General features: G+C 48.1%; 25 protein-coding genes. 19 read left to right on the forward strand and 6 right to left on the reverse strand.

Annotated features, from left to right (window positions below; translation table 11 throughout):
* Positions 1-34: 34 nt before the first annotated feature.
* The 3 genes from AC6R03_RS01715 to AC6R03_RS01725 are packed head-to-tail and all read right to left on the reverse strand — an operon-like array spanning position 35 to position 2339.
* The gene (locus tag AC6R03_RS01715) at positions 35-580 is read right to left on the reverse strand and encodes a peptidylprolyl isomerase (protein WP_487901302.1); all 546 of its coding nucleotides are present in this window, start codon (positions 578-580) and stop codon (positions 35-37) included.
* Complete coding sequence (locus AC6R03_RS01720; RefSeq protein ID WP_334554388.1) at positions 580-1149, reverse strand: YajG family lipoprotein; 570 nt, start codon at positions 1147-1149, stop codon at positions 580-582. Before AC6R03_RS01720 ends, AC6R03_RS01715 begins: the two co-directional genes overlap by 1 nt.
* A gap of 59 nt (positions 1150-1208) precedes the next feature.
* The gene (locus tag AC6R03_RS01725; protein WP_500631749.1) at positions 1209-2339 is read right to left on the reverse strand and encodes a methyltransferase; all 1131 of its coding nucleotides are present in this window, start codon (positions 2337-2339) and stop codon (positions 1209-1211) included.
* Between the two features lie 149 nt (positions 2340-2488).
* Here AC6R03_RS01725 and bolA point away from each other — a divergent pair, with 149 nt between their 5' ends.
* The 9 genes from bolA to nqrM all read left to right on the forward strand — a co-directional run bounded on the left by bolA (position 2489) and on the right by nqrM (position 10438).
* Positions 2489-2800, forward strand: a complete 312-nt coding sequence (gene bolA, locus AC6R03_RS01730; protein WP_500631748.1) for a transcriptional regulator BolA — start codon at positions 2489-2491, stop codon at positions 2798-2800.
* Between the two features lie 424 nt (positions 2801-3224).
* Positions 3225-4565 (forward strand): Na(+)-translocating NADH-quinone reductase subunit A, encoded by a 1341-nt coding sequence (locus tag AC6R03_RS01735; RefSeq protein ID WP_500631747.1) that lies wholly within the window; start codon positions 3225-3227, stop codon positions 4563-4565.
* A gap of 5 nt (positions 4566-4570) precedes the next feature.
* A complete protein-coding gene (locus AC6R03_RS01740) occupies positions 4571-5815 on the forward strand; it encodes an NADH:ubiquinone reductase (Na(+)-transporting) subunit B (RefSeq protein ID WP_500626534.1) in 1245 nt (414 codons plus the stop codon).
* On the forward strand, positions 5805-6575 hold the full coding sequence (locus AC6R03_RS01745; protein WP_334554398.1) for a Na(+)-translocating NADH-quinone reductase subunit C: 771 nt from the start codon (positions 5805-5807) through the stop codon (positions 6573-6575). The genes AC6R03_RS01740 and AC6R03_RS01745 overlap by 11 nt, the downstream gene beginning before the upstream one ends.
* Positions 6575-7207 carry an NADH:ubiquinone reductase (Na(+)-transporting) subunit D gene (locus AC6R03_RS01750; protein ID WP_487901298.1) on the forward strand — a complete coding sequence of 211 codons (633 nt, stop codon included), beginning with the start codon at positions 6575-6577 and terminating at the stop codon, positions 7205-7207. Before AC6R03_RS01745 ends, AC6R03_RS01750 begins: the two co-directional genes overlap by 1 nt.
* Positions 7208-7214: 7 nt before the next feature.
* Complete coding sequence (gene nqrE / locus AC6R03_RS01755) at positions 7215-7811, forward strand: NADH:ubiquinone reductase (Na(+)-transporting) subunit E (protein WP_014232790.1); 597 nt, start codon at positions 7215-7217, stop codon at positions 7809-7811.
* Positions 7812-7844: 33 nt separating this feature from the next.
* On the forward strand, positions 7845-9068 hold the full coding sequence (gene nqrF, locus AC6R03_RS01760; protein ID WP_334554404.1) for an NADH:ubiquinone reductase (Na(+)-transporting) subunit F: 1224 nt from the start codon (positions 7845-7847) through the stop codon (positions 9066-9068).
* Positions 9069-9178: 110 nt separating this feature from the next.
* The gene (locus AC6R03_RS01765; RefSeq protein WP_500631746.1) at positions 9179-10183 is read left to right on the forward strand and encodes an FAD:protein FMN transferase; all 1005 of its coding nucleotides are present in this window, start codon (positions 9179-9181) and stop codon (positions 10181-10183) included.
* 21 nt (positions 10184-10204) lie between these two features.
* Positions 10205-10438 (forward strand): (Na+)-NQR maturation NqrM, encoded by a 234-nt coding sequence (nqrM, locus tag AC6R03_RS01770; protein WP_334554408.1) that lies wholly within the window; start codon positions 10205-10207, stop codon positions 10436-10438.
* A gap of 45 nt (positions 10439-10483) precedes the next feature.
* Here the strand turns inward: nqrM and AC6R03_RS01775 are convergent, their stop codons facing one another.
* Positions 10484-11698, reverse strand: a complete 1215-nt coding sequence (locus tag AC6R03_RS01775; protein WP_487901295.1) for a GGDEF domain-containing response regulator — start codon at positions 11696-11698, stop codon at positions 10484-10486.
* Positions 11699-11852: 154 nt separating this feature from the next.
* Here AC6R03_RS01775 and dinB point away from each other — a divergent pair, with 154 nt between their 5' ends.
* From dinB to AC6R03_RS01790, 3 genes are all read left to right on the forward strand, one after another.
* Positions 11853-12905 (forward strand): DNA polymerase IV, encoded by a 1053-nt coding sequence (gene dinB / locus AC6R03_RS01780; protein ID WP_500631745.1) that lies wholly within the window; start codon positions 11853-11855, stop codon positions 12903-12905.
* Between the two features lie 73 nt (positions 12906-12978).
* Positions 12979-13722 (forward strand): DUF2884 family protein, encoded by a 744-nt coding sequence (locus AC6R03_RS01785; RefSeq protein WP_500631829.1) that lies wholly within the window; start codon positions 12979-12981, stop codon positions 13720-13722.
* Positions 13723-13891: 169 nt separating this feature from the next.
* Positions 13892-15253 carry a sodium-dependent transporter gene (locus AC6R03_RS01790; RefSeq protein WP_500631744.1) on the forward strand — a complete coding sequence of 454 codons (1362 nt, stop codon included), beginning with the start codon at positions 13892-13894 and terminating at the stop codon, positions 15251-15253.
* Between the two features lie 42 nt (positions 15254-15295).
* Here the strand turns inward: AC6R03_RS01790 and rimK are convergent, their stop codons facing one another.
* A complete protein-coding gene (gene rimK / locus AC6R03_RS01795; protein WP_487901292.1) occupies positions 15296-16201 on the reverse strand; it encodes a 30S ribosomal protein S6--L-glutamate ligase in 906 nt (301 codons plus the stop codon).
* A gap of 324 nt (positions 16202-16525) precedes the next feature.
* A complete protein-coding gene (locus AC6R03_RS01800) occupies positions 16526-17998 on the reverse strand; it encodes an aminoacyl-histidine dipeptidase (protein ID WP_500631743.1) in 1473 nt (490 codons plus the stop codon).
* A 448-nt stretch (positions 17999-18446) separates the two neighbouring features.
* Between AC6R03_RS01800 and vcdP the strand changes: the two genes are divergently transcribed.
* From vcdP to AC6R03_RS01835, 7 genes are all read left to right on the forward strand, one after another.
* Positions 18447-18533, forward strand: coding sequence for a small protein VcdP (vcdP, locus tag AC6R03_RS01805; RefSeq protein WP_500626601.1), 87 nt, complete (start codon positions 18447-18449; stop codon positions 18531-18533).
* Between the two features lie 455 nt (positions 18534-18988).
* Positions 18989-20281 (forward strand): NCS2 family permease, encoded by a 1293-nt coding sequence (locus AC6R03_RS01810; RefSeq protein ID WP_500631741.1) that lies wholly within the window; start codon positions 18989-18991, stop codon positions 20279-20281.
* Positions 20282-20495: 214 nt separating this feature from the next.
* On the forward strand, positions 20496-20960 hold the full coding sequence (gene gpt / locus AC6R03_RS01815) for a xanthine phosphoribosyltransferase (RefSeq protein WP_334554424.1): 465 nt from the start codon (positions 20496-20498) through the stop codon (positions 20958-20960).
* 121 nt (positions 20961-21081) lie between these two features.
* Positions 21082-22329, forward strand: coding sequence for an esterase FrsA (gene frsA, locus AC6R03_RS01820; protein ID WP_487901287.1), 1248 nt, complete (start codon positions 21082-21084; stop codon positions 22327-22329).
* Between the two features lie 105 nt (positions 22330-22434).
* The gene (gene crl, locus AC6R03_RS01825) at positions 22435-22824 is read left to right on the forward strand and encodes a sigma factor-binding protein Crl (protein WP_500626541.1); all 390 of its coding nucleotides are present in this window, start codon (positions 22435-22437) and stop codon (positions 22822-22824) included.
* A 137-nt stretch (positions 22825-22961) separates the two neighbouring features.
* A complete protein-coding gene (gene proB / locus AC6R03_RS01830; RefSeq protein WP_500631740.1) occupies positions 22962-24095 on the forward strand; it encodes a glutamate 5-kinase in 1134 nt (377 codons plus the stop codon).
* Positions 24096-24114: 19 nt separating this feature from the next.
* Positions 24115-25365 (forward strand): glutamate-5-semialdehyde dehydrogenase, encoded by a 1251-nt coding sequence (locus AC6R03_RS01835; RefSeq protein WP_500631739.1) that lies wholly within the window; start codon positions 24115-24117, stop codon positions 25363-25365.
* The last annotated feature ends 27 nt before the right edge of the window (positions 25366-25392 follow it).

Here is a 25392-nt window from a genome sequence, read left to right on the forward strand (position 1 = left end):
CACCGCCCCAACATGTGTTGGGGCGGGTAGAGGTTTATTCAATAAGGGTGGTTTTTTTGATGACGATAGGGATCGACGGTACGTCACTATAGCGACCGACATTGTGCGTTTTGATGCCCGCCATCGATTCAACGACGTCAAAGCCATCGACCACTTTACCAAACACCGCATAGCCCGGGGGGCGCTGGTCATAGTCTAAAAAGTGATTGTCTTTAAAGTTGATGAAAAACTGGCGAGTGGCAGAATTTGGGTTGTTGGTACGCGCCATTGCAATCGTGCCACGGTCGTTTTTTAGCCCGTTTGCGGCTTCGTTCTGAATTGGAGCGTACGTACTCAACTGTTTCATATTGGTGTCAAAGCCGCCGCCCTGCGCCATAAAGCCAGGGATCACACGGTGAAATTGGCTCCCTGCATAACTGCCCTCTTCGACGTACTTGAGGAAGTTGGCGACCGTAATCGGCGCCTTCTCTTGGTTAAGCTCAAGGGTGAAATTACCCAGCGTGGTTTCCACCAAGACTTTTGGCCCGGCAAACGCAAGTTGGCTCACCAATGCCAGTGACGTCAGTGCCCACTTCCACATTAGAAACGCTCCTGCATGTAAGTTTGCAATTCACGATCGTTCGCGACTTCTTTTAGCACCAAGTTGACCACATCGTTAAGAACGGTTTCGATCTCTTGGTTGGATGCACTGAGTGCTCCTGTGCGTTTCGCTGTGCCGGTGTAAGCTTTTACTAACTTGCCGCGTGGCGTTTCGGCGGTGATTTCTAGCACTACTTTGCCGTCCATCTCATTTTCCATTACCGAGTGTTTGACCGACACCAAAGCTTCCTGCACTTCAATCTTCAGTGCGTTTTCGCTGTTGACGGTGTTACGGAAACCTTGAGATTGGAACTGCTCTAGCAGGGCATTTTCTAATGTGATACGCACATTCTGTTTAGAATGAATCGGTTCGATGTTAGAGCGGCCACTGTCGACCAAGGCGACATATTGCGCAGAGCGAACATCTTTACTGGTAATAGTAAAGGTGGCGTCCTGGACTAAATCACCGCGACTGAGTACCGCTTGTGGCATAAAGTTCAGTTGCTCTTGCTGAGGGGACGCACAGGCGGTCAAGATGGCCATTGACGCCGCTAATACCAGTTTTTTCATTGTCTTTTCCTTAATGCTTCACGTATGAAGTTAACTCTCAGTTCAAAGATAATAGAGGACTATTTAGTCGCTTGTAAAATAACAAATTTCTTATTTGATGCGATCACTTTGACTTGATGTTTACCAAACACTCTTTTCAGTTTTCCATCGTAGCCGAGGTGGCGGTTGCCGATAACTAATAATTGCCCACCAACACGAAGAACATGCTTTGCATCACAGAACATTTGCCAAGCGATGTGGTCAGTAATGGTTTGTTGCTGGTGGAACGGTGGGTTGCAAAGCACCACATCGTAGCGATCAGCATCAAATCCATCCAAGCAGTTGTTGGCAATACACTCTATTTGACGCTCACCTGTGTCATAGGGACGTAAGTTTTCTCGCGCCGACGCCACGGCGCTGAAACTTTCATCGACGCAAGTGATCGACAGTGCTGGATTAAGCTGTGATAACTTAACGGACAGCACGCCATTGCCACAGCCAAGATCAAGTGCTCGAGCGTGGCCGAGGTTGTCTGGCAAGTGGTCAAGAAAAAAGCTCGCTCCCTGATCTAGTCCCTCGCCTGAGTAGACGTTAGGGTGATTTTTTAGCGTCATCCCGTGTTGAGGAACGGGCCATTCAGTGATCGCCACTGCGGGGATAGGCGTATCACAATTAGCGAAACTAAATACCAGACGGTGTTTTTTCCACGCCAAAGAGGTCGTCGTGTCGCCCAAGTGTTTCTCAAACAGTTTCAGTGTTGAGCTGTGGATCTCTTTTGCTTTGTTGACCGCAACGACAGGGATGGTTGGCGACAGTGTCTCTCTTAACTGAGCGAGCTGCCACACTAAGTGGCGATTGGTACGCGGGATTTGCATCAACACTAGATCTGCATCTTTAGGGATAGGGTCGAGCGTTGAGCAGAGCGTGACCTTAGGGCACTGATTTACCTCAAGGTTGGCGTGTGTCGCTTGGTGAGCAATCCACGAGTCACTCATCATGGTGACTCGGTAGTCACGAGAGAGCCACGTGCTGAGCGCACCAAAATGATCGTTTAAAACAACGATGTGGCTCCCTTTTGTGAGAGAAAGTTGCTCGACATGATTGATCAGGTACTCATCTCCGGCGTCCCAGGCTTGTAAGGTGTCGTTGCTACGCTTAGGGTAACGGTAAAGGAACAGTGTTCGCTCAAAAAGAGTCAGCTCAGTTTTCATGCAGTCAATGGTCTCATCATAGGAATGGCTAAATTGTCGCAAATGTTACTGGCAGTGAAAACTAAAACCTTTTCTTTACTGAGTAGCACATTATTATGGTCACGCCCATAATCCAACTCGCTTAAACAGATTAGCGTAACGGTGAATTCATGCTCCAGCAAACAATAGAATCGAAACTTCACGAGGCTTTCCAGCCAAGCCACCTGCAAGTAGTGAATGAAAGCTACATGCACAATGTTCCCGCAGGTTCAGAGAGCCACTTTAAGGTTATTGTCGTGAGTGAACACTTTGATGGCGCTCGGTTAATTGCGAGGCACCGTCTTGTGAATCAGGCCTTGTCCGATGAATTGGCCAATCATATTCACGCATTATCCATCCACACATACACGGCGCAAGAGTGGCAATCGCAGAACCAGAGTGCGCCAGATAGCCCGATGTGCATGGGTGGTAGTAAAGCATAAAGTGACAGTGTAAATACCTCTAAAGGGTAGGGGTATTAAATCGATTTGTTAACAGTAAAGAAACATATGAATGGACGGCAGGCATTAAAATGAAATATTTCGCCTTATGACGGATTGTGACAGAAAGTCTTTGTGGATATTTGGGTCTTTGTGCGATGGCTCAAAGTTATGACGATTCCTTAGCCTTTTAAACTCAAAACGTTCGAAATATCTTCTTTAATACCTGTATTGGTCATGGCGTCGTCTTTGCAAAAGATGATAGACTATCGCACCTGATAAATCTCGTTGCATTTCTGCGATGTGATTTTTAAGAGGATGTTGCGATTTTGGTGTTTAAAACATCACCAAAACCGGACACAAGTGTCGTGTCTAAAAGTTACGCAATCAAAGAATCTTTTTCCCGATAAAAGTAGTGCAAGTGCGTATGATTACAATAAAAAAGGGTTTGGATCTACCTATCGCAGGTGCTCCTACCCAGGTGATTAATGATGGTAAAACCATCAAGAAAGTCGCCTTGCTTGGCGAAGAGTACGTCGGCATGCGTCCTACCATGCATGTCCGCGTAGGCGATGAAGTAAAGAAAGCTCAAGTTCTTTTTGAAGATAAGAAGAATCCTGGTGTGAAGTTTACTTCTCCAGCAAGCGGTAAAGTCATCGAGGTGAACCGTGGTGCAAAACGTGTACTCCAATCCGTTGTGATTGAAGTATCCGGTGAGCAACAGGTGACATTCGATAAGTACGAAGCAGCTCAACTAGCCAGTCTTGACCCACAAGCGGTGAAGTCTCAACTGGTTGAATCTGGTCTTTGGACAGCTTTACGTACTCGACCGTTCAGCAAGGTTCCAGCAATCGAGTCTTCGACAAAAGCGATTTTTGTTACCGCCATGGACACCAATCCATTGGCAGCTCAACCTGAGTTAATTATTAATGAACAGCAAGAAGCTTTTGTTGCTGGTCTTGATATTCTCTCAACCCTCACTGATGGCAAGGTTTACGTTTGTAAATCTGGCACTAGTCTTCCTCGCTCGTCTCAACCGAACGTTGAAGAACATGTGTTTGATGGCCCACACCCAGCCGGTCTCGCCGGTACTCACATGCATTACCTGTTCCCAGTGAATGCGGAAAATGTGGCGTGGAGCATCAACTACCAAGACGTGATCGCGTTTGGTCAGCTTTTCTTGACGGGTGAACTCTACACAGAACGCGTGATTTCACTAGCGGGTCCTGTGGTTAATAACCCTCGTCTTATTCGTACCACGATCGGTGCGTCTCTAGACGACTTGACGGACAACGAACTCATGCCTGGTGAAGTTCGTGTGATTTCAGGCTCTGTCCTCTCTGGCGTTCATGCCACAGGTCCGCACGCGTATTTAGGTCGTTACCACATGCAGGTCTCTGTCCTGCGCGAAGGTCGTGAGAAAGAACTGTTTGGCTGGGCGATGCCGGGCAAAAACAAGTTCTCTATCACTCGTTCTTTCCTAGGTCATCTATTCAATGGTCAGTTGTTCAATATGACAACATCGACCAACGGTAGTGACCGTTCAATGGTACCGATTGGTAACTACGAGCGCATTATGCCGCTTGATATGGAACCAACGCTGCTTCTTCGTGACCTGTGTGCCGGTGATACCGACAGTGCTCAAGCACTGGGTGCGCTGGAGTTGGATGAAGAAGATCTCGCTTTGTGTACCTTTGTGTGTCCTGGCAAATACGAGTACGGTGCGCTACTTCGTGAATGCTTAGACAAGATCGAGAAGGAAGGGTAATTTTCATGGCGCTTAAAAAGTTTCTTGAAGACATCGAGCATCACTTCGAGCCGGGCGGCAAACACGAGAAGTGGTTTGCCTTGTATGAAGCGGCGGCAACGCTGTTTTACACACCAGGTCTAGTGACAAAGAAAAGCTCACATGTCCGTGATAACGTTGACTTAAAACGTATCATGATCATGGTTTGGTTTGCGGTATTCCCAGCAATGTTCTGGGGTATGTACAACGCTGGCGGCCAAGCCATCGCTGCTCTTAACCATATGTACGCAGGGGATCAACTTGCGGCTGTGGTTGCGGGTAATTGGCATTACTGGTTAACAGAAATGCTTGGCGGTACCATCGGAGTAGAAGCTGGCGTGGGTAGTAAAATGCTACTTGGCGCAACCTACTTCCTTCCTATCTACGCAACGGTCTTTATCGTTGGTGGTTTCTGGGAAGTGCTGTTCTGTATGGTGCGCAAGCATGAAGTCAACGAAGGTTTTTTCGTGACCTCCATTCTGTTTGCTCTCATCGTTCCACCTACGCTTCCATTGTGGCAAGCCGCTTTGGGTATCACCTTTGGTGTTGTTGTCGCAAAAGAGATTTTTGGTGGCACAGGTCGTAACTTCCTCAACCCAGCATTGGCGGGTCGTGCGTTTCTATTCTTCGCTTACCCAGCTCAAATCTCGGGTGACGTCGTATGGACAGCGGCTGACGGTTTCTCTGGCGCGACTGCATTGAGCCAATGGGCTCAAGGTGGTAATGGTGCCTTGATGAACACCGTGACTGGCGCGCCGATCACTTGGATGGATGCCTTTATTGGTAACATCCCAGGTTCAATTGGTGAAGTTTCGACACTGGCACTGATGATCGGTGCAGCGATGATCGTTTACATGCGTATTGCGTCTTGGCGCATCATTGCCGGCGTGATGATCGGTATGATCGCAACCGCAACGCTATTTAACGTGATTGGCTCTGATACCAACCCTATGTTTAACATGCCATGGCATTGGCACCTGGTTCTAGGTGGTTTTGCATTCGGTATGTTCTTTATGGCAACAGACCCAGTGTCGGCTTCCTTTACCAACAAAGGTAAATGGTGGTACGGCGCGCTCATCGGCGTGATGTGTGTTCTGATTCGTGTCGTCAACCCAGCGTACCCAGAAGGTATGATGCTGGCGATACTATTCGCGAACCTATTTGCACCTCTGTTCGACCATGTAGTAGTTGAAAAGAACATCAAGCGGAGACTAGCACGCTATGGCAAGTAATAACGACAGCATTAAAAAGACGCTGGGTGTTGTTATCGGGTTGAGCCTGGTTTGTTCAATCATCGTTTCAACAGCAGCGGTCGGTCTGCGTGATAAGCAGAAAGCGAACGCGGTTCTCGACAAGCAGAGCAAGATTATCGAAGTGTCTGGCATCGATTCTCAGGGCCAAAAAGTCCCTGAGCTCTTCGCTCAGTATATTGAACCTCGTCTTGTAGACTTCACTACCGGTGATTTCGTTGAAGGTAACGCAGCGACATTCGATCAGCGTAAAGCGGCGAAAGATCCAGCGGAGTCCATCAAGCTTGACGCGGCAGACGACAAAGCGAAAATCTTGCGTCGCGCGAACACAGGCGTGGTTTACCTCGTGAAAGATGGCGACTCTGTCTCTAAGGTTATCCTTCCGGTTCACGGCAACGGTCTATGGTCGATGATGTACGCGTTCGTCGCGGTTGAAACGGATGGCAACACAGTGGCAGGGATTACTTACTACGAGCAGGGTGAAACCCCAGGACTTGGTGGTGAAGTAGAAAACCCATCTTGGCGTGCACAGTGGGTCGGCAAGAAACTGTTTGACGACAACCACAAGCCAGCGATTAAAGTCGTGAAAGGTGGTGCACCAGCGGGTTCTGAGCACGGTGTTGACGGCCTTTCAGGTGCAACGCTAACAAGTAACGGTGTTCAACACACTTTTGACTTCTGGTTAGGTGATATGGGCTTCGGTCCGTTCCTAGCAAAAGTTCGTGACGGAGGTCTGAACTAATGTCTAGTGCACAAAACGTGAAAAAGAGCATCTTAGCGCCGGTATTGGACAACAACCCGATCGCGCTACAGGTTCTCGGTGTCTGTTCTGCGCTTGCAGTAACGACCAAACTTGAGACAGCTTTTGTTATGACACTGGCGGTAACCTTTGTTACGGCATTGTCGAACTTCTGTGTATCTCTGATTCGTAACCACATCCCTAACAGTGTGCGTATTATCGTCCAAATGGCGATCATCGCCTCTTTGGTTATCGTGGTTGACCAGGTGTTGAAAGCCTACCTCTACGACATCTCAAAACAGTTGTCGGTTTTCGTAGGTCTGATCATCACCAACTGTATCGTTATGGGCCGTGCAGAAGCATTTGCAATGAAATCTGAGCCTGTGCCGTCTTTGATTGACGGTATCGGTAACGGTTTGGGTTACGGTTTCGTTCTGATCACTGTTGGCTTCTTCCGTGAACTGTTTGGTAGCGGTAAGTTGTTTGGTCTAGAAGTTTTGCCATTGGTGAGCAACGGCGGTTGGTACCAGCCAAACGGCCTGATGCTCCTAGCACCTTCGGCGTTCTTCCTGATCGGCTTCCTAATTTGGGGTATTCGTATCCTGAAACCAGAACAAGTCGAAGCGAAGGAGTAAGGTCGTCATGGAACATTACATTAGTCTGTTAGTTAAATCGATTTTCATCGAGAACATGGCGCTCTCTTTCTTCTTGGGTATGTGTACCTTCTTGGCGGTATCCAAGAAAGTGAAGACGTCATTCGGTCTAGGTGTGGCGGTTGTGGTGGTATTGACCATTGCGGTTCCTGTGAACAACCTAGTCTACAACCTAGTATTGCGAGAGAACGCGCTAGTCGAAGGCGTTGACTTGAGCTTCCTTAACTTCATTACCTTCATTGGTGTGATTGCAGCGTTAGTACAGATCCTAGAAATGGTCTTGGACCGTTTCTTCCCACCTTTGTACAACGCATTGGGCATCTTCCTACCGTTGATCACCGTAAACTGTGCGATCTTCGGTGGTGTATCTTTCATGGTACAACGTGACTACAACTTTGCCGAATCTGTCGTGTACGGTTTTGGTTCTGGTGTGGGCTGGATGCTCGCGATCGTCGCTCTTGCAGGTATCCGTGAGAAGATGAAGTATTCTGACGTTCCTCCAGGCCTACGTGGTCTTGGCATCACCTTCATTACTGTGGGTCTGATGGCGTTAGGCTTTATGTCTTTCTCTGGTGTTCAACTGTAAGTCGGGTAAACCGCAACAATTAAGGAATAGTCAATGGACATTATTCTTGGTGTAGTGATGTTTACTCTGATTGTACTGGCGCTAGTACTAGTGATTCTTTTCGCTAAATCTAAGCTGGTACCAACAGGTGACATTACAATTTCTGTGAACGATGACCCGAATCTGGCGATCGTTACACAACCAGGTGGTAAGCTACTTGGCGCTCTAGCGGGCGCGGGTGTGTTCGTATCTTCTGCCTGTGGTGGCGGTGGCTCTTGTGGCCAGTGTCGCGTTAAAATCAAATCCGGTGGTGGTGATATCCTGCCAACCGAGCTAGACCATATTACTAAAGGTGAAGCTCGTGAAGGTGAGCGTCTTGCCTGTCAGGTCGCGATGAAAACCGACATGGATATCGAGTTACCAGAAGAGATCTTCGGCGTTAAAAAGTGGGAATGTACCGTTATCTCTAACGATAACAAAGCGACATTCATTAAAGAGCTTAAGCTACAAATCCCAGATGGCGAGTCTGTACCTTTCCGTGCAGGTGGCTACATTCAGATTGAAGCGCCAGCTCACCATGTGAAATACGCTGACTTCGATGTACCAGAAGAGTACCGTGAGGATTGGGATAAGTTTAACCTATTCCGCTACGAGTCTAAGGTAAACGAAGAGACAATCCGTGCATACTCAATGGCTAACTACCCAGAAGAGCACGGGATTATTATGCTGAACGTACGTATTGCTACGCCGCCGCCTAATAATCCTGAGGTACCACCAGGTATCATGTCTTCTTACATCTGGTCTTTGAAAGAAGGCGACAAGTGTACGATCTCTGGTCCATTCGGTGAGTTCTTCGCGAAAGATACCGATGCGGAAATGGTCTTCGTCGGTGGTGGTGCGGGTATGGCGCCAATGCGTTCTCACATCTTCGATCAGCTTAAGCGTTTGAACTCTAAGCGTAAGATGTCTTTCTGGTACGGCGCACGTTCTAAGCGCGAAATGTTCTATGTGGAAGATTTCGATATGCTGCAAGAAGAGAATGACAACTTTGTTTGGCACTGTGCATTGTCCGATCCAATGCCAGAAGACAACTGGGATGGCTACACAGGCTTTATCCACAATGTCTTGTACGAAAACTATCTGAAGGATCATGAAGCTCCAGAAGATTGTGAGTACTACATGTGTGGTCCACCGATGATGAATGCGGCCGTTATTGGCATGCTAAAAGACTTGGGTGTAGAGGATGAAAACATCCTACTCGATGACTTTGGCGGTTAATAGTTCGCGCCTCTAAAACGATGGCTGGCTCTTTGAGTCAGCCATTTTGCATTCCACACGACCCGTTTATACATGACTGGATAAACCAACCCGAAACCCAGGAGTTTTTTGTGAAAAAGTGGCTTGTTGCGTTTGCTTCCCTACTGATACTGGCAGGGTGTGAACAGCCCGTTGAGCAAATACATTTAAGCGGCCCAACGATGGGGACGACTTACAACATCAAGTACCTCAATACCGAAGGGCTGCCTGAACCTGAAGTCATTCAGCAAGAGGTTGATCGCCTGCTTGAGGAGGTCAACGACCAAATGTCGACCTATCGTAAGGACTCAGAGCTCAGCCGTTTTAACCAAAGTGAAAGCACGGAACCTTTTCCCGTGTCGCCACAAACGGCGTTGGTTGTGAAAGAAGCCATTCGCCTCAACGGTCTTACTCTAGGTGCATTGGATGTGACGGTTGGGCCTTTGGTCAACTTATGGGGATTCGGACCTGAAGCGCGCCGTGAAGTGGTACCCACCGATGAAGAGCTGGCGAAGCGCCAGGCCAGAGTGGGGATTGAGCATCTGCATGTTGAGGGCAATACCCTGCGCAAAGAGATTGCCAATCTTTACGTCGACTTATCAACCATCGCCAAAGGTTGGGGAGTGGACGTGCTGGCGGATTACATCCAATCCATCGGTGTCGACAATTACATGGTTGAAGTGGGCGGTGAGATTCGCCTCAAAGGCGTAAATCGTGAGGGTGTCGGCTGGCGTATCGCGATTGAAAAACCTTCGGTCGATGAGCGTGCGATTCAAGATATTATTGAACCCGGCGATATGGCGATTGCCACATCAGGTGATTACCGCAACTATTTTGAGCGTGATGGGGTTCGCTATTCCCACATCATCAATCCTGAAACGGGTAAACCTATAGATCATAAAGTGGTGTCGGTGACGGTTTTACATCCTTCGTCAATGACCGCAGATGGGCTGGCGACGGGTCTTATGGTCTTAGGTGAAGAAGAGGGAATGAAGGTGGCAGAAGTGCACCAGATCCCGGCACTCATGATTGTAAAAACAGACGATGGGTTTAAAGAGTTCGCTTCGTCCACCTATAAGCCATACTTACATCAATAAACGGCAAGAGAGCATGTCACTATGAGTACATTTATTATCACCTTCGGTGTTTTCATTGCAGTGATTGCAGCCATGTCTATTGGCTACATAGTGCAAAAGAAAGTGGTGAAGGGCAGTTGCGGCGGTTTAGGCGCTGTGGGCATTGAGAAAGTGTGTAATTGCCCTGAGCCTTGCGATGCGCGTAAAAAACGCGAAGCAAGAGAAGCGGCGCGAGCAGAAAAGCTGGCCGCTTGGGAAAAGGACCGTATTGCCTAACCGTTATTCGCTAACGGTTATTCCCTAATGGTTATGAGCCAATGGTCATTGGCTGACGACTTGATTGCGACCATTCGCTTTTGCGGTGTAGAGCCGATCGTCAGCCACTTTTATTTGGCCATCAAGGCTCGCCTCAATACAAGACACGCCGATGCTGATAGTGACATTGATGGTGTCGTCAGCGTAATGAATCGGCGTCTTTTCGACTCGGCGGCGCATACTATCCAGCCGCTTTACAAAGTCGTCATACGGTTGGCAAGATTGAATACAGAACTCTTCTCCGCCAAATCGGGCGACAATATCTTCCGGAAAATAGATCTTTAGGATGTTGGCGACCATAACCAATGCCGCATCACCGCCATCGTGGCCGTAGTTGTCATTTACTTGCTTAAAGTGATCAATATCGAGCATTGCAATGTTGCGTTTTTCGCAGCCATCACACACTTGATCAAACAAAAAACGGCGATTCCATAAGCCTGTTAGTGCATCTTGGTTGGCGAGTTTATACAGCTCATCCGTAGCCTCTTTCATATCAAGCAACTGGTGAACACGGCAATAAAACTCTTCTTGATTGAAGGGCTTAGTCAGAAAGTCATTCGCCCCAGCTTTAAGAAATTGCGCGGTTAAGGTTTTGCTTCCCGTACCGGATAAACCCAGTACCGCGAGCTGATTCTTGGTGTAAGTCTGGCGCAGTTCCCTTGTCATCATCACGCCGTCTTTTTCCGGCATGTCATGATCGGTGATGATAAAGGTAATGTCTGGGTTCTGCGCAATCAGTTCGAGCGCTTGCTGGCCATTTTCTGCTTGAGTCGTTTTGATGTATTGATGTTCCAATAGCTGCGCAACATGGCGACGAACGGTGGGGGAATCATCAACCACCAAGCCATGATGATTTTCGTTGTTGAGCAAGCGTTTGGCGAGTGGCAGCAAATAAGACACTGAGGCCATGCTGTCTTTGAGGATGTAATCCATCACCCCTTTGGCAATAAATCGTTCCCGTGCTTGCTCATTAAAAGTGGCGGTAAGGACGATGACTTTCTGTTCATGAGAAAGAACCAGATCAATCACTTCGCCATCTTGCGCATCAGGCAAACAGTAATCTAACACCGCGAAGCGAAACGACGGATGTTTCTCTAAAGTCTCTTTGGCTTGGGCATACGATTCGACACCAATCACGTGACAGCCGAGTGAGGAAAGTTGTTGAGTAAGATAGTTGCGATAGGCGCGGCTATCCTCTACGACCAACACTTTATTATTCAACGTGGTGCTCCTAATCTATATTTAACCTGTTAATAATAACTGTATCTCATTAACTTGCGAATCTTTTAACAATTCTCAAACCAAAATTCGGCTTTGTGGTTATGGGAAGATAAATTATACTGTTTGGATATACAGTTTTTAGGTTCAAAAGGCGATGAGGAAGATCATTCACATCGATATGGACTGCTTCTTCGCTGCGGTCGAGATGCGTGATCACCCTGCTTATCGTGGGCGTCCTCTGGCCGTCGGAGGCAGCGAAAAGCAACGTGGAGTGATCAGCACGTGCAACTACGAAGCGCGCCAGTTCGGCGTTCGCAGTGCAATGCCAACCGCACAGGCACTGAAGCTTTGCCCGCATCTATTGGTTGTACCCGGTCGGATGCAAGTTTACAAAGAGGTCTCAGCGCAGATCCGAGAGATTTTCGCGCGCTATACGCCGCTCATCGAACCTCTCTCTTTGGATGAAGCTTACCTTGATGTGACGCACTCCCCGCATTGCCATGGCAGCGCTACCCTAATTGCGCAAGCGATTCGACAGGATATCCATCAGGAGCTCAATTTGACCGCCTCAGCCGGGATTGCGCCTGTGAAGTTTCTCGCCAAGGTAGCCTCAGACATCAATAAGCCGAATGGCCAGTGTGTGATCCCACCGCAGGATGTACAACGCGTCGTGGACAGTTTGCCGCTAGAGAAAATCCCCGGAGTCGGCAAGGTAAGTTTAGAGAAGCTGCATCAAGCGGGCTTTTATGTTTGCGAGGACATAAAGAACAGCGATTATCGTGAACTGTTGCGCCGTTTTGGGCGCCTCGGGGCGTCCTTGTGGAACAAGAGCCAGGGGATTGATACACGTGAAGTCGTGACAGAGCGAGAGCGAAAGTCTGTGGGTGTGGAGCGCACGTTCAGTCACAATATTCACAGCTATGATCAATGCTGGCAAGTGATTGAAGAGCGGCTCTTCCCAGAGCTGGAACGGCGCTTAGAAAGAGCGTCACCGGATAAAGGAATCATCAAACAGGGCATTAAAATGAAGTTCGCCGATTTCCAACTCACCACTATTGAGCACGGGCACAATCAATTGGAGTTGGCGTATTTTAAGCAATTGCTTAGTGATATATTAACCAGACAGCAAGGCCGTGAGATTCGCTTGCTTGGATTAAGCGTGATGTTGAAGCCTGAAGAGCAAACCAAGCAGCTGAGTTTCTTCTAAATGTTGACACAGGGGCAGCACAACACTGACAAAACCCTGCTAGCGTCAGCAAAAAGGACATAGGTAAATCATGATGAGAAAAATCGTATTGGCATTGGCACTCAGTGCTTCGGCACCTACGCTCGCGGCTCAATGCCATATTGGGCTGCAAAATGAGGTTCACCTCAATGAGCGTCAGCTAGAAATCCATCAAACCAGCGGTGACAGTGCGGTGGTGGATGGGAATAACGAATTGACCATTCACGGCGAGCGCGTACCGCTTAGTGCCGAGCAGAAAAAAGCCATTGAAGAATATAAACAAAACCTCAATAGCTACGTACCTAAAGCAAAGCAGTTAGCCCAAGATGGCTTAGCGTTAGCGGACGATATTATTGATGATATTGCCGATAGCTTTGATACACCCGACGCCTTTGAGGGGGTCAAAGCATCACTGCGCGCTTTCTATAAGGATATGGAATCGAGATATTACAACGACGGTGATCTTATTTTGCCGGCGCAAAGCTTTCGTGAAATGGCGCAAACTTGGGCAGAAGATTTTGAAAAAGCCAAAGCACTATTTAACCAAGAGTTTATTACCAGCAGTTTTGCTGCGCTTCAGGCGAAGATGACCGCCGAAGGCGGGATTAACCTCACCGAAATGGCGGAAACCATGGCGGAACTGAAAGAGCGTATTGCGGCTCGGTTGGATGAGCATGGAACTCAGTTGCAGAAAAAAGGCGATGCATTGTGTGATTCATTAGAAGAGATGGTCGAGCAAGAGCAGCAGCTGCATCAACAGATCCCAGAGTTAAAAAACTATCCGGTCTTTACCATCTAACCCTACTTTTTATCTTTTCTAATAATAATGAAGATGCTTGTAAAATTACCTTTACTAGCATCTTCTTTGTTTTCTATGTCACTAAGCTAGAGAAATGTAGTCCAGCAATTGAAATGGCCAGTGTTTATCTATATTGTACCAGTCAACTAGTTTAATGGTGCAAAGTGGTATGGCACAAACAGACAACGTACAAGCTCGTGAGCACTTTGGTTCACGTTTAGGATTCATTCTCGCAGCGGCTGGTGCGGCTGTGGGGTTAGGGAATATTTGGGGTTTTCCAACCCAAGCGGCAAGCAACGGTGGCGGGGCATTTCTATTGGTCTATCTGATCATGATCTTTGTCGTCGCCTTTCCGATGCTAGTGGTTGAAATGGCAATTGGTCGTCATGGTCAAGCAAACCCCATTGATAGTATGCGCTCACTTCATTCTCACCCTATGGCAAAAAACATCGGCTCCATGGTCGGTTGGGTTGGTCTGAGTGTACCGTGTGCTGTGCTCGCTTTTTACAGCATCGTTGGCGGGTGGTTGATTTGCTTCTTGTTCGCGGCGGTGTGTGATCTGGCAGGGCTCGACGCCCTGAGTGCATGGTTCAAAGGCTTTAGCATCGAGCGTAACCTATTGGGCACTGTGATCTTCTATGTTCTGACCATTTTGATTGTTCAAGGTGGTGTTAAACAGGGCATCGAGAAATGGTCGACTCGGCTCATGCCTGCGTTGTTTTTGCTCTTCGCTTTGCTGTTTATCTACATCATGACCCAAGCGGGCGCAATGGAAGGTCTCAAACACTATTTGGTGCCAGATTTCGCTAAGATCATGGATCGTAAGCTGATTTTAGCAGCGATGGGGCAAGGTTTCTTCTCGCTAACCATAGGGGGATGTTCCATGCTGATCTATGGCTCTTACCTGAGTAAAAAAGAGAACCTGCCAAAGATGGCCATGAACGTCACCTTGGTTGACACCGCTGTCGCTTTTATTGCGGGATTGGTGGTATTGCCTGCCATGTTTGTGGCGATGCAAAAAGGTGTTCAGATCTACGCTGAAGATGGCTCATTACTCAGCTCGGATACCTTGGTGTTTAGGGTACTGCCGTTGATGTTTGAAAGCTTAGGGCTTCTTGGGCAACTCTTTGCTGTGGTGTTTTTCTTGTTGCTGACTATTGCCGCGCTGACCTCCTCAATCTCGATGCTTGAGTGCCCCGTTGCCTTAGTCGGCGAACGTTTCGGTACGGGAAGAACGGCGACCAGTTGGTGGTTAGGCGGCGCGATAGCGTTAGTCAGTGTAGTTGTGGTGTATCACTTCTCTGCCTTATTTGGCTTAGTCGCGATGATCGCCACGCAGTATCTGCAGCCGATGGCGGCGTTAATGTTCTGTCTGTTTGGTGGCTGGGTTTGGAGTCGTAAAGGGAAAGTTCGCGAGCTAGAGCAAGGGTATCCAGAGTTTAGCCTGGGGTGGTTTGGCAAAGTATGGCCAGTGTATGTCAAATTTGTCTGCCCGCTGCTTGTCGCGACGGTGATCTGGGCGTCGTTTTAAAAAGCTTGAAGAGTGCCTGACAGGCACTCTTCAACCCTTCAACTAGCCACGACCTCGTGTTTTTGTCCCTTTTATCGCCGCATTTTTTTCAATAAAGTCGATGATCATCCCTGCAATGTCTTTACCTGTTGCGGCTTCAATACCTTCAAGACCAGGAGATGAGTTCACTTCCATCACCAGTGGCCCACGTTCTGAGCGCAACAAATCCACGCCAGCGACGTTAAGACCCATGATTTTGGCCGCAGCAACCGCAGTGCGGCGCTCTTGCGGCGTGATTTTGACGAGTGATGCGCTGCCGCCTCGATGCAGATTAGAGCGAAATTCGCCTTCCGCCCCTTGACGCTTCATCGCGGCGATCACCTTGTCGCCAATCACAAAACAGCGAATATCGGCGCCGCCGGCTTCTTTAATGTACTCTTGGACCATGATGTTGGCCTTCAAGCCCATAAATGCTTCAATCACACTTTCGGCTGCTTTTCGTGTTTCGGCAAGCACTACGCCAATACCTTGTGTTCCTTCTAGAAGCTTGATCACAACAGGCGCACCGCCGACCATCTCCAACAAATCTTTCACATCATCCGGTTTGCTGGCAAAACCGGTGATCGGCATACCGATGCCTTTGCGAGAAAGTAACTGCATGGAACGAAGCTTATCTCTAGAGCGGGTGATCGCCACGGACTCGTTGACCGGATAAACACCCATCATCTCAAATTGACGCAACACAGCGGTGCCATAGAACGTCACCGAGGCGCCAATACGAGGAATGATGGCATCAAACCCTGACAGCTCTTCGCCTTTGAAATGAATTTCAGGTTTGTCTGAGTTGATATTCATGTAACAACGTAGAGCGTCAATAACCTTCACTTCGTGGCCGCGTTCTTTTGCTGCCTCGATTAAACGCTTGGTCGAGTAAAGTTTAGCGTTACGAGACAGAACACCGATTTTCATGCTGTGATTTCCTAATAGGGCAATACTCATCCGGCGATGGTCTCCGAATGAGTGCAAACAAAACAATAGAAACTCAGATGCCAGAGCGAGCACCTGTGACTTTTAAGATAAAGAGTCAGCGCGAAAAAGTGGCAATATTGACGCCTCAGCGCTGTAAGGACGCGAACCTTAGCAGTGGGGTAAATGGCTTGGCTAACAAAAATTAATTGTCGTCACTACAAATATTATCGCTCGATAGTGGCCCAAGCCGTGCGGTGATTTTGAGCCACAAAAAAGCCGAGTAAGAGCTCGGCTAATACAGTAATACTATGTTTAGATGAAAGACTATGCCTTCTCAGGAATCGCTTCCAGAAGGGCGACCATTTGCTCCCAAAAGAGCGCCACGGTATCAATCTTAACCTTCTCATCTGGTGAGTGAGGGAACTTAATGGTAGGACCAAAAGAGACCATATCCATATTGGGGTAAGGTTCTTTAAATAGACCACACTCTAGACCGGCGTGAATCACCATGATGTTCGGCTTGTGACCGTAAATGCCTTCATACATGTCGCGGAAGATGGCCATGATCTCTGAATCCGCATCCGGTTTCCAGCCAGGGTAGGCGCCAGAGAAAGCGATCTTAGCACCAGCAAGCTCAGCCACGGAGGTGAGCATGCCTTCAACTTGTTGGCGACCTGAATCAATCAAAGAACGAACTAAGCAGAGAACGCGAATAGCTGATTTTTCTGTGGTAATGACACCAACGTTTAATGAGGTCTCGACCACTCCTTCAATGTCGTCACTCATACGAATCACGCCATTCGGACAGGCGTTCAAAGCGGCGATAAAACGTTGTTGATCGGCAATAGACAACACATCTTCCTGGCTGTCACTCGCTTCATTAAACGTGACTAGGCTTGTTTCCACTTTGCCGAGCTCGTTGGTAAGCAGTTGTGTGTAGAACTGATAAAGCTCGGCAAGCTTAGCTTCGTTTTCAGCAGGGACGGCGACCGTAACAAACGCTTCGCGTGGAATTGCATTGCGCAGGCTACCACCACGGAATTCAATCAGGCGCAAATCCAGTTCGCTTGCGTGACCTGCTAGGAATCGAGCGAGGAGTTTGTTGGCATTCCCGCGTCCAGTGTGGATATCACAGCCTGAGTGTCCGCCTTTTAAGCCTTTAAGAATAAGCTGTCGGGTCACATAGCCCGCGGGCAGAGCTTCGCGTTGGATCTCGAACGTCATTTCACCGTCGATACCACCGGCACAACCCATGTACACTTCACCCTCTTGCTCAGAATCGGTATTAAGCAGAATGTCGCCTTCTAACCAACCCGCTTCAAGACCAAATGCGCCAGTCATGCCTGCTTCTTCATCAATCGTCAGCAGCACTTCTAGTGGCCCGTGTTTAATGTCATTGGACGCCAATACCGCGAGACAAGACGCCATACCAATGCCGTTGTCCGCACCCAAGGTTGTACCTTTGGCGGTGACCCACTCACCATCAATATAAGGTTGGATCGGGTCTTGGGTAAAATCATGATCCGTGTCTTCGTTTTTCTGCGGCACCATATCAATGTGAGCCTGCAGAACCACACCTTTTTTATTCTCCATCCCTTTGGTCGCCGGTTTTTTGATGAAGACGTTGCCGGTTGGATCGCGTTTGACTTCTAGGCCTTGATCGGTCGCCCAATCAATGATCATTTGCGCTAGGGCTTCTTCGTGTTTCGATGGGTGAGGAATGGAGCAAATCTTGTCGAAAAACTGCCACAAAGGCGCTGGTGACAAGCTGCTAATTTCAGAATGGAACTCAGACACGGATAACTCCTTATAATGAGAGATGGCAAATATTGTCTTATGCACCAAATGATGAGTAGCACAAACATCCAAACTTGCCGATTTGATGTTGGTCAGAATAGCACTCTCAAGATCGATACCCAAGTGAGTTGATGCAAACTGCAGCGAAAAGTGCCTACCCCTCTATCGACGCGATATTCAATGATATGATTATCAATCTGACAGATTAACTTAGATTCTAGTGATTTTTATGTAATTAAATTACAGCTGTGTTTTGATTTGAATCAGTAATTGCACTTTTTTGTGACTTTTATCACTCGGGGTGTTGTAATTTAATTTCTATAAGGTATATTTGTAACCACTTCGGCAGCGAAGTAAAAACGCTCAAAGGATGAGTCCGAGTTATCGCCTCCAAGGAACTGAGAAATCAATCATTGTAATGTGTTTAATTGATTTAGAAGGTGATGTTATGAAAGGTTTACCAAGTGCAGCGTTCTGGCTAAACAAATCTGTTTATACAGGAAGCTTTACTTACCCCACTAGCTTTGGTTACTAACACTGAAAGCTTGTTTATCTCGAACGTTATGTTCACCCCCTAATATTGGAATATATTTGCAGCGCCGTTTTCGCTGACATGATTCAACCGCCACTCATTTTGAGTGGCGTTTTTTTATCCGCCAACTCACCGATTTCTCCTTATTAATGCCATTCTCTGCATATTATGCACATAAGCACGTGTTACTCAGGTTACAAACTGCCGTTCTGGATTTGAAAGTTTACAACATGGTACAAAAGTTCACCGTCTGAATGATGATGTCTTTTCTTTCTATCTTTATGAATTTTATTTGTTTTTGTTTTGTTTGTGGCTCTTTTATAGCGATAGGTTGCCCATTTACAACCCGAAATATTGATTAGAGTCATAATTCTATCTGGAATTTACTATTTGATGACTTTATAATTCCGCCAATCGATTACGCAACCGTTTACTTTTTACCCTTTTAGGATTCGATCATGTTCGAAAAACTGTTCAAACTCAGTGAAAATGGCACGAATGTCAAAACTGAGATCATTGCCGGTGTGACCACATTCCTGACAATGGCTTACATCATTTTTGTCAACCCAGCTATGCTGGCCGATGCAGGGATGGACAAGGGCGCTGTCTTTGTTGCGACCTGTTTAGCCGCTGCGATTGGCTGTTTTATCATGGGCTTTGTCGCTAACTACCCGATTGCATTGGCGCCAGGTATGGGCCTCAACGCGTTTTTCACTTATGGCGTTGTTTTGGGTATGGGCCACTCATGGCAAGTCGCGCTCGGTGCGGTGTTTATCTCTGGTTTGATCTTCATGGCGCTTTCGGTATTCAAAATCCGTGAGTGGATCATCAACTCCATCCCATTGTCGCTGCGCACGGGTATCTCTGCGGGTATTGGTCTATTCCTTGCGTTTATCGGCCTTCAAAATTCAGGCATCGTCGTTGATAATCCAGCGACCTTGGTCGGCTTGGGCCACATCACAAACCTAGCACCAGCCTTGGCTGCCTTGGGCTTTTTCTTGACCATCGGTTTGGTGTACCGCGGTGTTCGTGGCGCTGTGATGATCGCGATCCTTATTATCACCGCGCTTGGTCTATTGGTAGGTGATGTGCAGTGGGGCGGAGTGATGTCGACACCACCAAGCATTGCGCCGACCTTTATGGAAATGAACATTGCAGACGTGTTTGAAGTGGGCATGATCTCAGTGGTCTTTGCTTTCTTGTTTGTTGATCTCTTTGATACGGCGGGTACGCTGGTGGGTGTTGCAACTAAGGCGAACTTCATCAAAGAAGACGGTAAACTACCACGTTTGAACAAAGCACTATTGGCGGACTCAACCGCAACGTCAATGGGCGCGGTACTCGGTACCTCAAGCACCACGTCTTACGTAGAGTCTACGGCAGGGGTTGCGGCAGGCGGTCGTACTGGTTTAACGGCGGTGGTTGTTGGCGTGCTGTTCTTGTTGGCACTGTTCTTCTCGCCTTTGGCTGGCATGATTCCTCCATACGCGACCGCTGGCGCACTGTTCTACGTAGCGATTCTAATGATGTCTGGCTTGGTCAGCATCGATTGGCGTGATCTAACAGAAGCGGCACCGGTTGTGGTGACTTGTCTGCTGATGCCACTGACTTACTCAATCGCAGAAGGTATTGCACTGGGCTTTATCTCTTACGCTGCAATTAAGTTACTGAGTGGTAAAGGACGCGACGTGTCTGTGAGCGTTTGGGTACTATCGGCAGTCTTCTTGCTGAAGTACGTTTTCGCTGGTTAATCACAAGCATTGAATCAACAACGCCACAGCGCTCTCGCTGTGGCGTTGTTTTATAGAGAATATAATTCGCCATTGGTATTGGCCGCCGCTTCCGGTAAAATAATCGTTTGCGTAGCTTTTCCCCTATTTGGCCTGGTGCATCAAGCTGTAGGTTGTTTCAACTTAGCTTGTTTTTCAGGGGATGCCGATTGGACAAAACTATTAGGTTATTACAATGAGTAAAAAATTCATCATCACTTGGGATCAGATGCACGCGTACTGTCGTGAACTTGCAGAAAAGCAGATGCCTGCCGAGCAATGGAAAGGGATTTGGGCTGTAAGCCGTGGCGGTTTAGTACCGGGCGCTATTTTAGCGCGTGAACTCGGCATTCGTTACGTGGATACCATCTGTATTTCAAGCTACGATCACGATCACCAACGTGATATGAGCGTATTGAAAGCACCTGAAGGTGACGGTGAAGGTTACCTTATCGTTGAAGATCTGGTCGACAGTGGTGACACAGCACGCAAACTACGTGACTTATACCCGAAAGCGAAATTGATCGCCGTGTGCGCGAAACCATCGGGCGCTGAACTTTTAGATGACTACGTGGTTGATATCGCTCAAGAGACTTGGATTGAGCAACCATGGGATATGTCGATTCAATACATCGAACCGATCAATCGCAAGCAAAAGTAATGGTTTTTCACTCTTGGGTGAATGCATTGGCGATTTCAATAAAGAATCTTGATAAATGACCCTTTCTTGGGTCATTTTTTTTATTACTATGAAAGAATCGAACGAATACACGAGTAATGTGATGTCGGAAGAAGTAAGCAAAAACCTGTCTGAGACGCTGTTTGCCAAAGATAAAAAAGCCAAAGAGACGTCGGAGTTGATTGCCTACATGCCATCAAGTCAGGCGCTGCTGGATGAAAAACGCGTCGAAGACGGCTACAAATGGTATCGCAACTTACGCCGCCTGCAATGGACATGGCAAGGGCTACAACCTATCGAAATCGAAGGCGTATTAGCGGCGATGGCCTCCTCAAAGCACTCGCGTACCCATGATGAGTGGCTAGATACTGTGATGGGCTATCACAGCGGGAACTGGAACTTCGAGTGGACAAAGTTGGGTATGCTGCATCAAAAGCGCGCGCAACAACTCAAAGGTGAAGAAGCGGCTGATGAGCTCTTTAACGCCTCCCTTTGTTACAGTATCGCTGGTTATCCGCACCTCAAAAACGATACGCTCGCCGCTCAGGCGCAAGTGTTGGCGGGCAATGCTTATGAGGAAGCAGCGAAACAGACTAAGTACACTGTCAAACGGCTAGAGATCCCGCATCAAAATAAAAAAATCGTCGCCCACCTTCACTTAACTCGTACTGATGAGCCACAACCTGTGGTGATGGTGAGCGCAGGTCTCGATAGTCTACAAACGGATATGTGGCGTCTATTTCGCGATCATCTAGCCAAAAAAGGCATCGCGATGCTCACTATCGATTTGCCGTCTATGGGTCACAATACCCATTGGAATCTGACGCATGATAGCTCTTGCCTACATCAGGCCGTGCTAAATCAACTGGTTGATATTCCTTGGGTTGATCATCACCGAGTGGGTTTGATCGGGTTTCGTTTTGGTGGCAATGCCATGGTGCGTTTGTCATTTATGGAGCAAGAGAAGATCAAGGCGTGCGTAACGCTAGGGGCGCCGATTCATGACATCTTATCGTCTCCGGATAAAATCAAGCAGATGCCCAAGATGTATCTGGACGTGTTGGCATCGCGCATTGGGAAGAATATTGTCGATATCAACAGCTTAGCGATTCAACTGATGGCATGGTCGTTGAAGGTGCAAGGTATCTTAGGTGGGCGTAAAACGAAGGTGCCTATTTTGGCGATGAACCTAGAGCGAGATCCTGTTTCTCCCTTTAGTGACAACCGATTGGTCGCCTTGTACAGCCAATACGGCAAAGCGAAGCAAATCAGTGCTAAGACAATTACACAAGGATATGAGCAATCCCTCGATTTAGCGATCAAGTGGCTAGAAGATGAGCTAATTAGATGACATTGTGGGTTTTTTAGACGACACTAAAGTAATGACGTACCGCATCTAAAGTGTCCGTCACACCGTGTTCCAGCCAACAGATAATAATGAATATGGAGATTCACTATGACTGGAGAGAAAAAGACCCCAACGCATTTTCGCTTGTTAACCACACTGCGTGCCATTGGTCCCTATCTGCGAGAAGTACAGAGCTCAGAAGGGGCGTATCTATTTGATTGTCTGTCTGTGTGTGTCAACGACAAGAAATCCCCTGAAAAGCGCGAGTTTTGGGGCTGGTGGCTTGAGCTTAGCTTAGTCGACGGCTATTACGAAGCGCGTTACCGTACTGGTCTTTATGATGTCAGTGGTGAATGGCGAGACGAACCCTTGCCGAAAAAGGCCGTGGAAGATGTCACCAAAACTCAAGAAGCGTTTCATCAAAAATTGATTGAAACCTTGTCAACGGAGTTTGAACTCGAAGTAAAAATGCATCAGCAATCGGTCGAATTTGTCTAAATTTCATTGATTGACATTGAATCCTAGTAAAAAGGCGCGTTATCGCGCCTTTTCTACTTGTGAAAAGCGGATTTGATTGCTAAAACAACAGGTCAGTTTTTTAACCATCCTTATTTCTCATTCAAAGTAGAAGTGTCATGAATCAGCAACGCACCGCTGCCGCATCACCAAAAACCGTGGTAGTGAAACTTGGGACCAGTGTACTCACTGGTGGGACTTTGGCGCTTGATCGGGCTCATATGGTTGAGCTTGCGCGTCAATGTGCAGAACTTAAAAAGCAAGGCCACTCAGTGGTCATGGTCTCATCGGGCGCGATTGCCGCAGGTCGAGAGCACTTAGGTTACCCCGCACTCCCCAATGCGATGGCCAGCAAGCAGTTGCTGGCGGCGGTTGGTCAAAGTCAGTTGATTCAAACCTGGGAAGCCTTGTTTGGCATTTATGGCATTAAGATTGGTCAAATGCTGCTCACACGCGCCGATCTTGAAGACAGAGAGCGTTTTCTCAACGCGCGCGACACCATCAATGCGTTAGTTGATAACGACATCATTCCTATTGTGAATGAGAACGATGCCGTCGCCACCAGTGAAATCAAAGTGGGCGACAACGATAATTTATCGGCCTTGGTCGGCATTCTTTGCGGCGCAGACAAACTGCTGCTGTTGACGGACCAAAAAGGTCTGTTTACCGCCGATCCACGCAAAGATCCCTCAGCAGAGTTGATCAAAGAAGTGAAAACCATCGACGATACGCTACGTAAAATCGCCGGCGGCAGTGGCACAACCTTAGGGACGGGCGGCATGGCGACCAAGCTACAAGCGGCTGATATCGCACGCCGCGCCGGGATTGAAGTCATCATCGCGGCAGGTAGCGCGCCAGATGTGATCTTTGATTCGTTAAGTGAAGCGCCGCAAGGCACGCGCTTTTTGCCATGTGATGAAGCGCTGGAAAACCGTAAACGTTGGATTCTTGCAGGCCCTGCGGCATCAGGCACCATCACGATTGATGATGGGGCGGTACGTGCGGTGATCAAAAACGGCAGCAGCTTGTTGGCCAAAGGCGTCACAGCGGTGACTGGCGAGTTTGCTCGTGGTGAGGTGGTTCAAGTGACGGCACCCGACGGGCAGCTAGTCGCGCGAGGTATCGCGAGCTACTCTAGCCAGGACATGGCCAAAATTATCGGCAAGCACAGTAAAGATATTATCGCTGTCCTCGGTTACGACTACGGTAGTGAAGTGCTGCACCGCGACGATATGGTCGTTATCCAAGAATAATCAGACGAAGGAGCCGAGAGTGAAACTTATTTCAATGGGCAAGGCAGCAAAAGACGCTGCTTTTCAACTTGCCACCGCATCAACGAAACAGAAGAACCAAGCCCTAGCGATCATCGCTGATGAATTGGAAGCTAATGCAGACCTTATTCTTGCTGCCAATGCTAAGGATATCGAACTGGGCCGCGAATCGGGGTTGACCGATGCCCTGCTTGATCGTCTGCTGCTCAATCCTGAGCGCTTGAGCGGTATTGCCAATGATGTGCGCAATGTGATCACCCTCAATGATCCTGTTGGCAGTGAGATAGACAGCAAGGTGCTAGAGAACGGCATGTCTCTATCTCGCCGTCGAGTGCCGCTCGGTGTAGTCGGTGTGATTTATGAAGCGCGCCCTAATGTCACTATCGATATTGCCGCGCTGTGTTTAAAAACCGGCAATGCGAGTGTTTTACGTGGGGGTAAAGAGACGTTTTACTCCAATATGGAGTTGGTGAAGGTCATCCAATCTGCACTGGCTAAAGCCGGGTTGCCAGCGGCGTCGGTTCAGTACATTGAAAATCCAGATCGCGAATGGGTCTCTCAGCTACTCAAGCTGGATGAGTACGTCGATATGATCATCCCAAGAGGCGGCGCAGGTTTACACAAAATGTGTAAAGAGAACAGCACGATTCCTGTCATCATCGGCGGATTTGGCATTAGCCACATTTTTGTTGATGAAAGTGCCGATCTAGCAAAATCGCTCGATGTGGTGGAAAACTCCAAAGTACAGCGTCCATCAGCATGTAACTCGCTAGACACCTTATTGGTGCATCAAGCGGTCGCGGAACGTTTTCTGCCTATGATTGTTGAGCGCATGAACGAGAGTGTCGCGTTTGTCGCAGAACCTAAAGCGAAAGCCTTGATGGCGGGCGCACGCGATCTTCGCGACGCGAAAGAGGGCGACTTTGACACCGAATGGTTGAGTTACACCTTAGGCGTGAAAGTGGTGGCGGATGTCAATGAGGCGATTGACCATATGCGTGTTCACAACGCGAGCCACTCCGATGCGATCATGACCAACAGCTTGGAAAATTCAGAGCGTTTCATTAACTCAGTGGGTTCGGCGGCGGTGTATGTCAACGCAGCGACGCGATTTACTGATGGTGCGCAGTTTGGCCTTGGGGCTGAAGTTGCCGTGTCGACCCAGAAATTGCACGCACGCGGTCCTATGGGTCTAGAAGAGCTCACCAGCTACAAATGGGTCGGTAAAGCGAACTACTTGCCGCGCAGTTAACACTTTCACCAGACACCATTTGAAAAA

The organism is Vibrio sp. R10-SG-ISO4, assembly GCF_059834135.1.

What these genes read in the sequence shown, in the direction of transcription:
- nqrF (WP_334554404.1), top strand. Translation starts at nt 7,845, where the DNA reads ATGGACATTATTCTTGGTGTAGTGATGTTTACTCTGATTGTACTGGCG.
- nqrE (WP_014232790.1), top strand. Translation starts at nt 7,215, where the DNA reads ATGGAACATTACATTAGTCTGTTAGTTAAATCGATTTTCATCGAGAAC.
- AC6R03_RS01725 (WP_500631749.1), bottom strand. Translation starts at nt 2,339, where the DNA reads ATGAAAACTGAGCTGACTCTTTTTGAGCGAACACTGTTCCTTTACCGT.
- AC6R03_RS01810 (WP_500631741.1), top strand. Translation starts at nt 18,989, where the DNA reads ATGTTCGAAAAACTGTTCAAACTCAGTGAAAATGGCACGAATGTCAAA.
- AC6R03_RS01720 (WP_334554388.1), bottom strand. Translation starts at nt 1,149, where the DNA reads ATGAAAAAACTGGTATTAGCGGCGTCAATGGCCATCTTGACCGCCTGT.
- AC6R03_RS01785 (WP_500631829.1), top strand. Translation starts at nt 12,979, where the DNA reads ATGAGAAAAATCGTATTGGCATTGGCACTCAGTGCTTCGGCACCTACG.
- vcdP (WP_500626601.1), top strand. Translation starts at nt 18,447, where the DNA reads ATGAAAGGTTTACCAAGTGCAGCGTTCTGGCTAAACAAATCTGTTTAT.
- rimK (WP_487901292.1), bottom strand. Translation starts at nt 16,201, where the DNA reads ATGAAAATCGGTGTTCTGTCTCGTAACGCTAAACTTTACTCGACCAAG.
- AC6R03_RS01745 (WP_334554398.1), top strand. Translation starts at nt 5,805, where the DNA reads ATGGCAAGTAATAACGACAGCATTAAAAAGACGCTGGGTGTTGTTATC.
- gpt (WP_334554424.1), top strand. Translation starts at nt 20,496, where the DNA reads ATGAGTAAAAAATTCATCATCACTTGGGATCAGATGCACGCGTACTGT.
- dinB (WP_500631745.1), top strand. Translation starts at nt 11,853, where the DNA reads ATGAGGAAGATCATTCACATCGATATGGACTGCTTCTTCGCTGCGGTC.
- proB (WP_500631740.1), top strand. Translation starts at nt 22,962, where the DNA reads ATGAATCAGCAACGCACCGCTGCCGCATCACCAAAAACCGTGGTAGTG.
- AC6R03_RS01735 (WP_500631747.1), top strand. Translation starts at nt 3,225, where the DNA reads ATGATTACAATAAAAAAGGGTTTGGATCTACCTATCGCAGGTGCTCCT.
- bolA (WP_500631748.1), top strand. Translation starts at nt 2,489, where the DNA reads ATGCTCCAGCAAACAATAGAATCGAAACTTCACGAGGCTTTCCAGCCA.
- AC6R03_RS01740 (WP_500626534.1), top strand. Translation starts at nt 4,571, where the DNA reads ATGGCGCTTAAAAAGTTTCTTGAAGACATCGAGCATCACTTCGAGCCG.
- AC6R03_RS01750 (WP_487901298.1), top strand. Translation starts at nt 6,575, where the DNA reads ATGTCTAGTGCACAAAACGTGAAAAAGAGCATCTTAGCGCCGGTATTG.
- AC6R03_RS01790 (WP_500631744.1), top strand. Translation starts at nt 13,892, where the DNA reads ATGGCACAAACAGACAACGTACAAGCTCGTGAGCACTTTGGTTCACGT.
- nqrM (WP_334554408.1), top strand. Translation starts at nt 10,205, where the DNA reads ATGAGTACATTTATTATCACCTTCGGTGTTTTCATTGCAGTGATTGCA.
- AC6R03_RS01715 (WP_487901302.1), bottom strand. Translation starts at nt 580, where the DNA reads ATGTGGAAGTGGGCACTGACGTCACTGGCATTGGTGAGCCAACTTGCG.
- frsA (WP_487901287.1), top strand. Translation starts at nt 21,082, where the DNA reads ATGTCGGAAGAAGTAAGCAAAAACCTGTCTGAGACGCTGTTTGCCAAA.
- crl (WP_500626541.1), top strand. Translation starts at nt 22,435, where the DNA reads ATGACTGGAGAGAAAAAGACCCCAACGCATTTTCGCTTGTTAACCACA.